This is a genomic window from Kitasatospora acidiphila, assembly GCF_006636205.1.
Lineage (GTDB): Bacteria > Actinomycetota > Actinomycetes > Streptomycetales > Streptomycetaceae > Kitasatospora > Kitasatospora acidiphila.
In genome coordinates this window covers 5,592,956-5,605,909 of the sequence record NZ_VIGB01000003.1, presented here as the reverse complement: position 1 = coordinate 5,605,909, position 12,954 = coordinate 5,592,956, and the positions used below count along the sequence as shown (strand labels likewise).

The following is a 12,954-nucleotide window of genomic DNA, read 5'->3' as shown; positions in this document are numbered from 1 at the left end:
CGCCCTGCCCACCGGTGGGGGCTGAGGCCGCGCCGCGGGTGGGGGCGCACGAAATTGCAAAAGCGCCCCGCCATTTGTGGCGAGGCGCTTGCCAGACTGCGATGAAGGCTCTATGAGCGAAGGCCCTATGGGTGAGGGCCGGACGGATTCTGCGCAGGGGAATGCGGATGACCGATCGGACGGTCAGACGGCGCTCTTCTTGAGCCGACGGCGTTCGCGCTCGGACAGGCCGCCCCAGATACCGAATCGCTCGTCGTTGGCGAGGGCGTACTCAAGGCATTCGGAGCGGACCTCGCAGGCCAGGCACACCTTCTTGGCCTCGCGGGTGGAGCCGCCCTTCTCCGGGAAGAAGGACTCTGGATCGGTCTGCGCGCACAGGGCGCGCTCCTGCCAGCCGAGCTCCTCTTCCTCGTCGATGCCCTCACCGATCAACAGCTCAAAGAGCTCGCTCATTGGCGCGCCTCCTCTGCCCCTCTTGGCGTCCCCGTGCAAGTTGCCGCCGGCTGGCTCAGCCGGACGACACGACTGAAATTACATGTGCGTCACTCTGGCTCAGTCAAGCCGAGCTCTGGTATTGGGTCGCGAATTCACTCCCCGGAACCAAGCCACTACAAATAGTGTACATATCCGGACAGAACGGACTTTCCGCAGCTCGCAGCCGATGCGACGGGTACGACCCCTGACACACCGTCCGCATCACCAGACGCGCCCGCTAGCCGCTCCGGTTGCCGAGGGCGCTGACCGCCGTGACAGTGTCCGCGAGCAGCACCGCATCTGACGGTGCGCCCGATCGCGCACGGACGGATCGGCTGCCCACTGACATGGGATCAACCAGGTCAACGGCCTGCCTTCCCGGCTTTCAGCACATCGAAACCTAGAGGATGACTTATCACTCGATCCAACTGAATGTCCTGATTATCCCCCTGTCGGCGGTACGCCCCGGCTTGACACCGCACCCACCGACCCTGTCTCCTGGGATGCATGTCAGAGTCCATCGCCCAGCCGAGCCGCCACGTGCTGCTCCGGCGTGCCGCGAGCGCTCTGTGTTGCCGTCGCTGCTCCTGTTGTCGCTAGGCGCGTCGGCCCCCTCTCTGGACTTCCCGGGAGTTCCCTCCCCCGGCCTCGACGCGCCCGCCCAGGACCACGAGGCCGCCCGTGACACCCGCCCGCGGATGCCGGCCCACCCCGTCGACACCCGCGAGGACTCCAGATGCGCCACCACGACCACACCCAGCCGGCCGCTGCTCCGGCCCTTGAGCAGCCCACCCGCCGCCCCGCCGCCGCCCCGGTGCGCGCCTGGGCCGACGGCCTGAGCGACGTCAGCATCGCCGGCGACCCGCTGGCCTTCCCGCACCTGGCCCGCACCGACCTGCCCGCCCACCCGACCACGGTGGCCGGCTACGCCCGGCTGGTCCGCGAGATCGCCGCCGACCGGGACCGCTGGGCCCCGCTGGTCCGCTACGACGCGCTGACCCGCTGGTACGCGCGACTGGAGACCGGCCCCGGCTACGAGGTCTGGCTGCTCAGCTGGCTGCCCGGCCAGAGCAGCGGACTGCACGACCACGGCGCCGCCACCGGCGTGCTGACGGTGGTTCAGGGCGAGCTGGTGGAGCACTCGCAGGGCAACGGCGGCACCGGCAGCCGCACCCTGCGCCCCGGCCGGCGCCGGGTCTTCTCGGCCGGCTACCTGCACGAGGTGGTCAACGCGACCCTGGAGCCCGCCGTCAGCATCCACCTCTACACCCCCGGGCTGACCGAGATGAACCAGTACGCCGAGGCGCCGCAGCTGGCCCGGGAGTTGCCGCGGTAACGGTCCTGCGCCCCCGGCCGGACTGGCAGGATGAGCGCATGCGTATCGTGGCACTGGCCGGCGGCATCGGGGGCGCACGCTTCCTGCGCGGTCTCAAGGACGTGGTGGCCCCCGACGACGAGATCACCGTCATCGGCAACACCGGAGACGACATCCACCTCTTCGGGCTGAAGGTCTGTCCGGATCTGGACACCGTGATGTACACCCTCGGCGGTGGCATCCACGAGGAACAGGGCTGGGGCCGGGCCGAGGAGACCTTCGCGGTCAAGGACGAGCTCGCCGCCTACGGCGTCGGGCCGTCCTGGTTCGGGCTGGGCGACAAGGACTTCGCCACCCATATCGTGCGCACCCAGATGCTCGGCGCCGGCTATCCGCTGAGCGCGGTCACCGAGGCGCTCTGCGACCGCTGGCAGCCCGGGGTGCGGCTGCTGCCGATGAGCGACGACCGGGTCGAGACCCACGTCCGGATCACCGACGACGGCGGTAGTCGGGCGATCCACTTCCAGGAGTACTGGGTCAAACTGCACGCAGCGGTGGACGCCGAGGCGATCATCCCGGTCGGCGCGGACACCGCGAAACCGGCCCCCGGCGTGCTGGAGGCGATCGCCGCCGCCGACGTGATCCTCTTCCCGCCGTCCAACCCGGTGGTGAGCATCGGCACCATCCTGGCCGTCCCCGGCATCCGGGAGGCGGTGGCGGCGGCCGCCGCCCCGGTGGTCGGGCTCTCCCCGATCATCGGCGGCGCCCCGGTGCGCGGCATGGCGGACAAGGTGCTGGCCGCGGTCGGCGTCGAGGCCTCCGCCGCCGCGGTGGCCCGGCACTACGGGTCCCGACTGCTGGACGGCTGGCTGGTGGACGAGGTCGACGCGGACGCGGTCGAGTCGGTGACCGCCGCCGGGATCGCCTGCCGGGCGGTGCCGCTGCTGATGACCGACCCGGCCGCCACCGCCGCGATGGCCCGGGCCGCGCTGGACCTGGCCGAGCAGGTACGCCGATGACCGAGCCGCTGGCGTTGGAAGTGCTGCCCGTTCTCGGCCTGCCCGAGGTCGAGCCGGACACCGACCTGGGCGCCTTGATCGCCAAGGCCGTGGAGCTGCGCGACGGCGACGTCGTGGTGGTCACCTCGAAGATCGTCAGCAAGGCCGAGGGGCGGATGGTCCAGGCCGAGGACCGCGAGGCCGCGATCGACGCCGAGGCGGTGCGCGTGGTCGCCCGGCGCGGGCGGCTGCGGATCGTGCAGAACCGCAACGGCCTGGTGATGGCCGCCGCCGGCGTGGACGCCTCCAACACGGCGCCCGGCACCATCCTGCTGCTGCCGGTCGACCCGGACGCCTCGGCGCGGGCGATCCGGGCCCGGCTCCAGGAGCTGACCGGCTGTCGGCTCGGCGTGCTGATCACCGACACCTTCGGCCGGGCCTGGCGCAGCGGGCTCACCGACGTCGCGATCGGCGCGGCCGGCGTGGCGGTGCTGGAGGACCACCGCGGGCGGGTCGACAGCCACGGCAACGAGCTGCACATGACCGTCACCGCCACCGCCGACGAGATCGCCGCCGCCGGCGACCTGGTGAAGGGCAAGGCCACCGGCACCCCGGTCGCGGTGGTGCGCGGCCTGCCCGGCGCCGTCACGACGGAGGACGGGGACGGGGTCCGGCCGCTGGTCCGGGACCTGCAGGACGACCTGTTCCGGCTCGGCACCTCGGAGGCGATCCGAACCGCCGTCACCATGCGCCGCACGGTACGGGAGTTCAGCGACGAGCCGGTGCACGGCGACGCCGTCCGGCGCGCGGTGGCCGCCGCGGTCACCGCGCCCGCACCGCACCACACCACGCCCTGGCGGTTCGTGCTGCTGGAGTCCGAGGCCGCCCGCACCGAGCTGCTGGACGCGATGCTCGCCGCCTGGCGCCGCGACCTGCGCGAGCTGGACGGCTGGGACGAGGAGCGGATCGCCCGCCGCACCGCGCGCGGCGACGTGCTGCGCCGGGCCCCGTACCTGGTGGTGCCGTGCCTGGTGACGGCCGGCTCGCACCACTACCCCGACGCCCGCCGGGCCGCCGCCGAGCGCGAGATGTTCACCGTCGCCGCCGGCGCCGCCGTGCAGAACCTGCTGGTGACGCTGAGCGGCGAGGGGTACGGAACGGCGTGGGTGTCCTCCACGATGTTCTGCCGGGACGTGGTGCGAGAGGCACTGCGCCTGCCCGAGGACTGGGACCCGATGGGCGCCATCGCCGTGGGCCGCCCGGCGACCGTCCCCCAGGACCGCCCGGAGCGGGAGGTGGAGGGGTTCGTGGTGGTGCGGTAGGGGCGAGGTCAGAGGTTCCGGTAGACGTCCCGCCGGTTACCCACGTTCACGACCAGGACCACCAGGACCTGGTCGTGCACCTGGTAGATCAGCCGGTAGTCGCCGACCCGGAGACGGTAGAGGCCGTCCTGTCCCGCGAGCTTGCGAACGTTGAGGTTGTCCGCATACGGGTCGTCGCCCAACGGGGTCAGCGCCGCGAGGATCCGCAGGGCCTCGGCCTGACCGATCGAGCGCAGCTGGCGGCGAGCATGGGTGGTGAAGCGGAATGCGTACTTCACGCAGCACCACCGGCGGCCTCGCCCGGGTCGGCGAACAGGTCCGCGAGCAGTTCGGCCATGCTCACGGTCGGGTCGTCGAGGTGCTGTCGCGCCTCCCGGGCGGCCAACTCGTCAGCGGCATCCTCGATGGCGTCGAGCACCGAGATCGGCACTATGGCACCGACCCGCTCGCCCTTGCGCGTGATCACCGTGACCTCGCCCGCCTCGGCCTTGCTCATCAGCTCGGCGAAGTGGGCCCGTGCCTCACGAATGTTCAGTGCATCAGCCATACGCCAAGTGTACGCACGGCGTGTACACCATGGCTCGGCCCGTCACCGCCCCCGGTGGTCGTTGGGTGCCAGGCGGGGGCCGTACTTCGGTGGCCGTAGGCCGGTGAGGGCGACCAGGCGGCAGACCCGGTGGCGGTGCGGGGTGTAGGGGGCGAGCAGGGTGAGGAGTTCGGCGTCGGTGGAGCGGGGGCGGCCGACCATCGCCCAGCCGACGTAGTCGGCGAGGTGGAAGTCGCCGACCGAGACCGCGTCCGGGTCGCCGTTGCTGCGCTGCAGGGTCTCGGCGGCGGTCCACTCGCCGATGCCGGGCACCGCGGTGAGCCGGGCGTAGGCGTCGGCGTGGGTCATGGCGGAGGCCTGCTCCAGCCGGGGCGCCAGCCGCACCGCCCGCTGGATGGTGGCCGACCGCTTGGGGTCGACGCCCGCCTTGTGCCACTCCCAGGACGGGATCAGCGCCCACTCCCGGGCCGACGGCGGCACCCGCATCCGGTCGGCCGGCCCGGGCGCCGGCGTGCCGAAGTCGCGCAGCAGCAGCCGCCAGGCGCGGTAGGCCTCGTCGGAGGTGACCTTCTGCTCCAGGATCGCCGGGATCAGCGACTCCAGCACCAGCCCGGTCCGGCACAGCCGCAGTCCGGGGTTGGTCCGCTGGGCCTCGCGCAGCGGGCCGGGCGGCAGCCGCAGGCCGGCCGGGTCGTCGGTGCCGCCGAGCAGCTCCGGCAGCCGGTCGAGCAGCCAGCCGGCCCCCGGCCCCCAGGCCTGCGCCCGCACCCCGCCGCGGCCGGCCTCGACCCGCAGCGTGCCCGGCCCGGCGGGCGTGCGCGAGGCGCGCCAGACGGCCCCGTCCGGGGTGTGCCGGCAGGCCGGGTCGCCGGGGCCGTGGCTCAGCGGGGCCAGGGTGCGGTGCAGGTCGAGCGGGTGGCCGGGGAGCCAGACCCGCTCCTGGGGGAGTTCGGTCACCCGTCCAGTCTGGCTCCCACCACCGACGGTCCCCGGCGGCGGCCTGCTACCGACGGCCCTGCAGGTGTGCCGCCCACAGGCGCATCGCCGGCAGCCGGTCGTACAGCTCGGTGCCGGGGCATTCGGTGGCGAAGGCGTCCCGGTGGCCGGAGATGGTGTCGAAGGAGTGGCTGTCACCCGCCGGGAAGCGGCTGCCGTCGCTGGCGGAGGTCAGCGAGGCGGTGCCGAGCGCGTCCTGGCCGGTGAGGCCGAGCTTCCAGGCGGCGATCTTGGTGACGCCGTCCACCTGGGCCTGCGGCGGCACGTCGCCGCTGAAGGTGCCGAGGGCGGCGACGCCGGTGCTGTCGGCGTTGAAGCCCAGCGTGTGGGCGCCGAGCACCGGTTGGGCCACCCCGCCGGCCCGGCCCTCGTAGATGGTGCCGCAGCGGTCGACCAGGAAGTTGTAGCCGATGTCGTTCCAGCCGTTGGTCTGCACGTGGTACTGGTAGATCGCGCGGATCACCTTGGGGCTGTCCGAGCAGCTGTAGTCGTTGGCGGTGTCGGTGTGGTGCACGAAGACCACCCGAACGGCCCCGGTGTAGGTGAAACCCGGATGGCGCAGCGACTCGTCGGCTCCCCAGCCGGTTCGGGTGACGATGCCGGGCCGGGGCGCCTGGTGGGCCCCGGCGTGCCGGGCCAGCCGGTGGGCCGCGTCGGGTGCGGAGGCTGACGCCTCGTCGGACGGCATGGTCTGGACGTCGGCCCCGGGCTTGCCGGTGCCGGGGTCGACCAGGTCGACCCGCAGGCCGCGCGGCAGCGGCCCGTCGCCGGTGACGCGGACCTCGACGCCGTCGCTCGGCCCGACCCATCGCGGCGCGGTGGCGCCGCGGGTGCCCGGGCCGTCGGCCTCCGCCCGGTCCGGGCGGTCCTCGGAGTCGGCGACCAGGTCCTGCCAGCCGCTCCAGCGGCCGGCCGAGCGGGTGCGGACCTGGACGGTGCCGGCCAGCTGGGCCTCCGGATCGTCCCAGCTGACGCCGAGCAGCGAGTAGTTCGTGGTGCCGCGGGCGGTCAGGCCCCGCACGGTCGGCCCGCCGGCCCGGCCTCCGGGCAGGGCGCCGAGCGCGATGGTCGCGGTGCGGGCGCCCGCCTGGGTGACGGGGACGGCGGGGACGGCCGTGGCCTGGGTCAGGAGCGAGAGGGCGCAGCCGGCGCCGAGCAGCGTGGCGGAGCGGGTCAGCGCGGAACGGGTCGACAGCGCGGAGAGAGGCTTGAATCGGTTCGGCATAAAACGGATGATCTGCCCATATCGGCCAGCCTGCCACCGGGCCGCCGACCGCTTTCTGACGGGTATTCGACAAGGTCGGCGCGGCAATCACGCCCAGCAAGCCCCCTCCCCCGGCGGCGGCGCCAGGTCGTAGGCTGGACGGCACCATGACTGCGCCTTTCGCTGCCGACGCCCACGCCCCCGCCGAGCTGCTGCGAGCCGCCCTCGGTGAGGATCCCGCCCGCCCGTTGATCACCTTCTACGACGACCGGTCGGGCGAGAGAGTCGAACTCTCGGTCAAGACCTTCGACAACTGGGTCGCCAAGACCGCCAATCTGCTGCAGGACGAGCTGAACGCCGCCCCCGAGGACCGGGCGGCGCTGCTGCTGCCGGCCCACTGGCAGAGCGCCGTCTGGCTGCTGGCCTGCTGGTCGGTGGGCGTCACGGCGGTACCGGCCGGTGATCCGGCCGAGGCCCAGCTGGTGGTCAGCGGTCCGGACGGCCTGGCCGCCGCCGAGGCCTGCGGCGGCGAGCGGGTGGCGCTGGCGCTGCGCCCGCTGGGCGGCCGGTTCCCGCAGCGGCCGGAGGGGTTCCTGGACTACGCGGCCGAGGTGCCGGGCCAGGGCGACCGGTTCGCCCCGTACTCCCCGGTGGTCGCCGACTCACTGGCGCTGGAGAGCTCGGTGGACGGGCTGCCGCTGAAGCTGACCGGCGCGCAGACCGTGCAACTGGCCCGCGAGGGCGCCGCCCGGCTCGGCTTGGAGCGCGGATCGCGTGTTCTCAGCACCCTCTCCTACGACGACTGGGCCGGCCTGGAGGCGGGCCTGCTGGCACCGCTGGCGGCCGGCGGTTCGGTGGTGCTCTGCCGCAACTCCGAGGGCCTGACGGAGGATCAGTGGCAGCGCCGGATCGAGGCGGAGCGGGTCACCCACCGGCTCGGCTGAACGCAGTACTCGAAAATCCTCGGTCAAATGTTCTGATGGTGTAACCGATTCGACAGCACGTCCGGGCCAGGCGGTACATTCCCCCACCATCAGTTGGGGGGAAACGAGCCATGACCAGCCCGCGGCGCGAGGGCACCGGGAGCAGTCGCACCCGGCGCTGGCTGAAGCGGATCTCGCTCACCCTGGCCGTGCTGGTGCTGGCCACCGGCACGGCCGGCTACCTCTACCTGCGGCACCTGGACCACAACATCCGGCACGCGCCGCTGCGGGCCGCCGTCGCCCTGCCGCCGCCTCCGCCCGGTCCGACCGACCAGGCGGGCCGGACCGCGATGAACATCCTGGTCATCGGCACCGACAGCCGGGCCGACCTGGGTGGTGCCTACGGCGACGTGGACAACACCGGGCCCGGCAACAACGACGTCAACCTGCTGCTGCACATCGCGCCGGACCGGAACTCCGCAGTGGCGGTCAACCTGCCCCGGGACACCCTGGTCGACCTGCCCGAGTGCAAGGACCCCAAGACCGGCGAGGACTTCCCCGCCGCCGAGCACCGGCCGCTCAACGAGGCGCTGGGGCGCGGCGGCCCGGGCTGCGTCACCAGCACCGTGGAGTCGATCACCCAGCTGAAGATCGACCACTACGCGCTGGTCGACTTCCAGGGCGTCAAGGACCTGACCAACGCGGTCGGCGGGGTCCCGGTCGACCTGTGCACGCCGATCCACGACCGGGAGTCCCACCTCGACCTGCCGGCCGGGCCCCAACTGCTCAACGGGGACGAGGGGTTGGCCTTCGTGCGGACCAGGATGGCGGTGCAGGACGGCAGTTCGCTGGGCCGGTTCACCATGCAGCGGGCCTACCTGGCCGCCCTGGTGCGCAAGGTGACCGGCGCCGGCACCCTGCTGGACCCGACCACCGCCTTCCCGGTGGTCGAGACGGCGACCCGCTCGATCACCGTGGACGACGCGATCGCCGGCACCACCAAGCTGGTCGGGCTGGCCAACCAGCTCAGCGGCATCAAGCCGGACGCGGTGCAGTTCGTCCAGCCCGAGATGCACTACACCGCGGACGATCCCGACCCGGCGCTGCGCGAGAAGGCAGCGTTCACCCAGCCCGCCGCGGACCAGCTGTTCCAGCTGATCCGGGAGGGCCGGCCGCTGACCCAGGCGCCCGCGCCGACCGCCTCGGCGACCGGCTCGCCCACCGACTCACCCACCGACTCACCGGCAGCGAGCGGCTCGCCGTCGGCGACCGCCGCGGCGTCGGCCGTGCAGGCGGACGACGGCTCGCCGTCCCCGTCGGCCTCGGCGTCGCCCGCGCCCACCGGCCCCGGCGGCGTCACGGTGCGCAACGGCGACGACCACAGCTGCGTTCAGGGCTGGACCGGCACGCTCGACCAGTGAGCCGCCGGCCGCGGCGGCTCAGTGCACCGACTCGCGCGCCGCCGTCGGAGTGGTGCTGGCGATCACCTTGGCGGCCAGCTTGCGCGGCGAGGTGAGGAAGCCGAAGCCCCAGCTGAAGTGCATGGTGGCCAGCGCGACCGGCAGCTGCAGCCGGGCCCGCAGCGACAGGCCGCGCCCCTCCTTGAGCGAGCCGGCCAGGATCGCGGCCGCATAGCCGCCGGGCAGCACGAAGCACAGCGGATGCACCGCCGCGCCGAGCACCAGGCCGAGCAGCACCGCGATCAGCGCGGTCGGCGGGGCGAGGTAGCGCAGGTTGACCGAGCCGCGGTGGTAGCGCGTCACCACCCGGCGCCAGCGCCCGTAGTCCTTGTACTGCTTGGCGAGCGCCCGCACGCTGGGGCGGGGCCGGTAGGTGACCCGCAGCTGCGGGGTGAACCAGATCAGGCCGCCGTCCTGGCGGATCCGGTAGTTCAGCTCCCAGTCCTGGGCGCGGATGAACTCCTCGTTGTAGCCGCCGAGCTTCTCCAGCACCTCGCGGCGGAACACCCCGAGGTAGACGGTCTCCGCCGGGCCGGCCAGGCCGCCGGTGTGGAAGGCCGCGTTGCCGACACCTATCTTGGCGGTCATCGCCGCGGCGACCGCCTTCTCCCACTCGGTCTCGCCCTCGGCCTGCATGATGCCGCCGACGTTGGCCGCCTCCATCTCGCCGAGCAGGCGCACGGCGGTGGCGACGTATCCGGGCGTGAGCAGGCCGTGGCCGTCCACCCGCACCACGATCGGGTTGCTGGAGGCCCTGATCGCCGCGTTCAGCGCGGCGGGGGTGCGCCCGCTGGGGTTCGGCACGGTCCGCACCCGCGGATCCTCGGCGGCCAGCTCGGCGGCGATCGCGTCGGTGCGGTCGGTGGACGGACCCAGCGCGATCACCACCTCCATGGCCCCGGCGTACTCCTGCTCCAGGATTCGCCGCACAGCCGTGCGAAGGTGTCGTTCCTCGTTCAGCACCGGCATGATCACGGAGACCGCCGGCAGCTCCTCAGCAGCCATGGTGTTCATCCCGGCCAACGGTACCGGAACCTGGCCGGCCCCTCCGTCAGTTGGGGGTGCTGAGGCTGGGGGCACCTCCCGGCCGAAGGCTGGGGGAGCGTCGGGCCGGACGCCCCTCCCCTGTGGAGGCGTCCGGCCCGAGTGGTCTGACGACCGGTCAGCCGCTGGCGATCGCCGACAGCACGTTCATCCGGCCGGCGCGGAAGGCCGGCAGCAGCGCGGCCAGCAGGCCGACCACGGCCGAGGCGACCAGCACCCCGACGATGGTGCCGACCGGCACCGACAGCACGTTCAGCCCCTGGGTCTTGAGCACCTGCTGGGCGGTGATGCCCCAGGCCAGACCCAGGCCCGCACCGAGCAGCGCGCCGAAGACCGCGATCACCACGGACTCCAGCCGGATCATCCGGCGCAGCTGACGGCGCGACAGGCCGATCGCCCGCAGCAGGCCGATCTCCCTGGTCCGCTCCACCACCGACAGTGCCAGGGTGTTCACCACGCCGAGCACCGCGACGATGATCGCCAGGCCCAGCAGGCCGTAGATCAGCGTCAGCAGGCTGTCCACCTGCTGCTGCACGATCTTCTTGTAGCCGGCCTGGTCCTGCACCGACACCTGCGGGTAGGCGTTGAAGGAGTTCTGCAGGGCGGTGAGGGTCTTCGCCTTGTCCGCGCCGCTCGCGGCCCGGCCGAAGACCACCACGTCCAGCGGCTGCTGGTCCTGCGGCACCGCCTTGGCCACCGTGTCGATGGTGGCGAACAGGTGGTGGTCGAAGATCGCGTTGCCGGTGGTGGTGACCAGGCCGATCGGCAGCTGCTGGGTGCGGCCGGAGCCGTAGTCGACGGTGATCTTGTCACCCACGCTGAGCTTGTGGTCCTTGGCGAAGTTCTGGTCGACCGAGATCCCGCCGTTCAGCAGGCCGTCCCCGCTGCCCGTCGAGACCGGCACCGCGAAGTCCTGGGTGAAGGTCGACGAGACCGCGGAGATGTACTGGTGCTTGACCACCGAGCCGTCGGGCAGGGTGAGGTTGGACGGCAGCTCGCGCTGCTCGGTGATGTGGCCGATGCCGGCGGTGTTCTTCGCCGCGTCGACCATCGACGAGGTCAGCCCGCCGTGGTTGACGGTGACGATGTAGTCGGCGCCGACCTGCTTGTCGATCTGCTCGCTGGTCGAGGCGACCATCGAGTTGGTGACCACCGAGGCACCGGTGACCAGCGCCAGGCCGATCATCAGCGCGGCCGCGGTGGCACCGGTGCGGCGCGGGTTGCGCAGCGCGTTGCGCTGGGCCAGCTTGCCGGACGGACCGAACAGGGCCGGCAGCGCGGCACCCAGCACCCGGACCACGACCCCGGCCAGCAGCGGGCCGAGCACCACGAAGCCGACCAGCGTCAGCACCACGCCGAGCCCCAGGTCGGAGCCGGCCTGCCCGAGGTTCTTGCTGGTGCCGCCGACCGCCAGCAGCGCGGCGCCGCCGAGCGTGACCAGCAGGCCGAGGATGATCCGCACCTTGTTGGTGCTCGCCTCGGCCGGGGTGCCGTGGTCGCGCAGCGCGGCCATCGGGGAGACCTTGCCGGCCCGGCGGGCCGGGATCCAGGCGGCCAGCATGGTGATGATGATGCCCACCGCGTAGGAGGCGATCGGCACCGCGGCGGTGATGTCCAGCGAGCTGCTGAGCGTCATCCCGGCGCCCTTCATCAGCTGGATCAGCAGCAGTGCCAGGCCGAGACCGGCCAGCATGCCGATGGTCGAGCCGAGCACGCCGAGCAGCAGCGCCTCGATGAGCACCGAGCGGTTCACCTGGCGCCGGCTGCCGCCGAGCGCCCGCAGCAGGCCGAGCTCCCTGGTGCGCTGGGCGACCAGCATGGAGAAGGTGTTGATGATCAGGAAGCCGCCGACCAGCAGCGAGATGCCGGCGAAGCCGAGCATCACGTACTTCATGAAGTTGAGGAACGAGCCGACGCCCTTGGCACCGTCGGCCTGCTGCTCGGCACTGGTCTTCAGCTGGTAACCGCTGCCCAGGGCCGCGGCGGCCTCGGCCTTCAGCTGGTCGTTGGTCTTGCTGCCGTCACCGTAGAGGTCCACGCCGGTGAGCAGCTTGGTGCTGCCGAGCAGGTCCTGCTGGGCGGTGGGCAGGTCGGTGAAGGCCAGCGCGGCGCCCGGGTTGGTGCCGGTGAAGGTGGCGATCCCGGAGATGGTGTAGTCGAAGGTGCCGCGCTCGCCGATCACCCGGATCGGGTCTCCGAGGTGGAGCTTGGCCTTGCTCGCGGTGTCCGCGTCGATCATCATCTGGCCGGAGCCGGCCGGCGCGCTCCCGGACGTGACCTTCATCGGGGTGCGCGGGCCGTTGACCCAGGCGCCGATGATGGTCGGGGCGCCAGTGGTCGGGCCGACCGCCTTGTTGGTCTTCGGGTTGACCAGGGTGCCGGTGGTGGTGCTGACGGTGGCTTCAGCCGTCTTGACGCCCGGCAGCCCGGCCACCTGCTGCACGACGGAGGCCGGGAGGGTCGGGGTCCGGCCGGAGGCGTCCTGGCCCTGGCCCGAGTCGTCACCGCTCGGCGGCGCCGGGTTGATGGCCACGTCGGAGGCGGTCGCGGCGAAGAGCTTGTTGAAGGTGCTGGTGGCGGTGTTGGAGAAGACCAGGGTGCCGGAGACGAACGCCACCGACAGCACCACCGCGATCAGCGACAGCACCATCCGCCCCTTGTGGGACAGGAA

The 12,954-nt window shown here is 72.6% G+C and carries 12 protein-coding genes; 5 read left to right on the top strand and 7 right to left on the bottom strand.

Annotated features, from left to right (window positions below; translation table 11 throughout):
• Positions 1 to 183: 183 nt before the first annotated feature.
• Positions 184 to 453, bottom strand: coding sequence for a WhiB family transcriptional regulator (locus tag E6W39_RS26680; protein ID WP_101381549.1), 270 nt, complete (start codon positions 451 to 453; stop codon positions 184 to 186).
• 757 nt (positions 454 to 1,210) lie between these two features.
• On the opposite strand from E6W39_RS26680, the gene E6W39_RS26670 reads away from it, so the two are divergent.
• Genes E6W39_RS26670 through E6W39_RS26660 form a run of 3 tightly spaced genes read left to right on the top strand, consistent with a single transcriptional unit; the run spans position 1,211 to position 4,109 of the window.
• Positions 1,211 to 1,810: a cysteine dioxygenase gene (locus tag E6W39_RS26670; RefSeq protein ID WP_141635674.1), complete on the top strand. Its 600-nt coding sequence runs from the start codon at positions 1,211 to 1,213 to the stop codon at positions 1,808 to 1,810.
• Between the two features lie 38 nt (positions 1,811 to 1,848).
• Entirely contained in the window at positions 1,849 to 2,808 is a 960-nt protein-coding gene (cofD, locus tag E6W39_RS26665; RefSeq protein ID WP_141635673.1) for a 2-phospho-L-lactate transferase, read from the top strand.
• The gene (locus E6W39_RS26660) at positions 2,805 to 4,109 is read left to right on the top strand and encodes a coenzyme F420-0:L-glutamate ligase (protein WP_141635672.1); all 1,305 of its coding nucleotides are present in this window, start codon (positions 2,805 to 2,807) and stop codon (positions 4,107 to 4,109) included. Before cofD ends, E6W39_RS26660 begins: the two co-directional genes overlap by 4 nt.
• 8 nt (positions 4,110 to 4,117) lie before the next feature.
• On the opposite strand, the gene E6W39_RS26655 is transcribed toward E6W39_RS26660, so the two are convergent.
• From E6W39_RS26655 to E6W39_RS43125, 4 genes are read right to left on the bottom strand one after another with little or no spacing between them, the layout of a single operon-like run.
• Positions 4,118 to 4,387 carry a type II toxin-antitoxin system RelE family toxin gene (locus E6W39_RS26655; RefSeq protein WP_141635671.1) on the bottom strand — a complete coding sequence of 90 codons (270 nt, stop codon included), beginning with the start codon at positions 4,385 to 4,387 and terminating at the stop codon, positions 4,118 to 4,120.
• On the bottom strand, positions 4,384 to 4,656 hold the full coding sequence (locus E6W39_RS26650; RefSeq protein ID WP_141635670.1) for a type II toxin-antitoxin system Phd/YefM family antitoxin: 273 nt from the start codon (positions 4,654 to 4,656) through the stop codon (positions 4,384 to 4,386). The genes E6W39_RS26655 and E6W39_RS26650 overlap by 4 nt, the downstream gene beginning before the upstream one ends.
• A gap of 42 nt (positions 4,657 to 4,698) precedes the next feature.
• Positions 4,699 to 5,613 (bottom strand): DNA-3-methyladenine glycosylase family protein, encoded by a 915-nt coding sequence (locus E6W39_RS26645; RefSeq protein ID WP_141635669.1) that lies wholly within the window; start codon positions 5,611 to 5,613, stop codon positions 4,699 to 4,701.
• Between the two features lie 46 nt (positions 5,614 to 5,659).
• The gene (locus tag E6W39_RS43125) at positions 5,660 to 6,877 is read right to left on the bottom strand and encodes a peptidoglycan recognition protein family protein (protein WP_141635668.1); all 1,218 of its coding nucleotides are present in this window, start codon (positions 6,875 to 6,877) and stop codon (positions 5,660 to 5,662) included.
• A 146-nt stretch (positions 6,878 to 7,023) separates the two neighbouring features.
• Here E6W39_RS43125 and E6W39_RS26635 point away from each other — a divergent pair, with 146 nt between their 5' ends.
• Together E6W39_RS26635 and E6W39_RS26630 are read left to right on the top strand one after the other, a co-directional pair.
• Complete coding sequence (locus tag E6W39_RS26635) at positions 7,024 to 7,800, top strand: TIGR03089 family protein (RefSeq protein ID WP_141635667.1); 777 nt, start codon at positions 7,024 to 7,026, stop codon at positions 7,798 to 7,800.
• A 110-nt stretch (positions 7,801 to 7,910) separates the two neighbouring features.
• The gene (locus tag E6W39_RS26630; protein ID WP_141635666.1) at positions 7,911 to 9,200 is read left to right on the top strand and encodes an LCP family protein; all 1,290 of its coding nucleotides are present in this window, start codon (positions 7,911 to 7,913) and stop codon (positions 9,198 to 9,200) included.
• Between the two features lie 18 nt (positions 9,201 to 9,218).
• Here the strand turns inward: E6W39_RS26630 and E6W39_RS26625 are convergent, their stop codons facing one another.
• Both E6W39_RS26625 and E6W39_RS26620 read right to left on the bottom strand, forming a co-directional pair.
• On the bottom strand, positions 9,219 to 10,244 hold the full coding sequence (locus E6W39_RS26625) for a glycosyltransferase family 2 protein (protein WP_141637969.1): 1,026 nt from the start codon (positions 10,242 to 10,244) through the stop codon (positions 9,219 to 9,221).
• 157 nt (positions 10,245 to 10,401) lie between these two features.
• Positions 10,402 to 12,933: an ABC transporter permease gene (locus E6W39_RS26620; RefSeq protein WP_141637968.1), complete on the bottom strand. Its 2,532-nt coding sequence runs from the start codon at positions 12,931 to 12,933 to the stop codon at positions 10,402 to 10,404.
• Positions 12,934 to 12,954 lie beyond the last annotated feature (21 nt).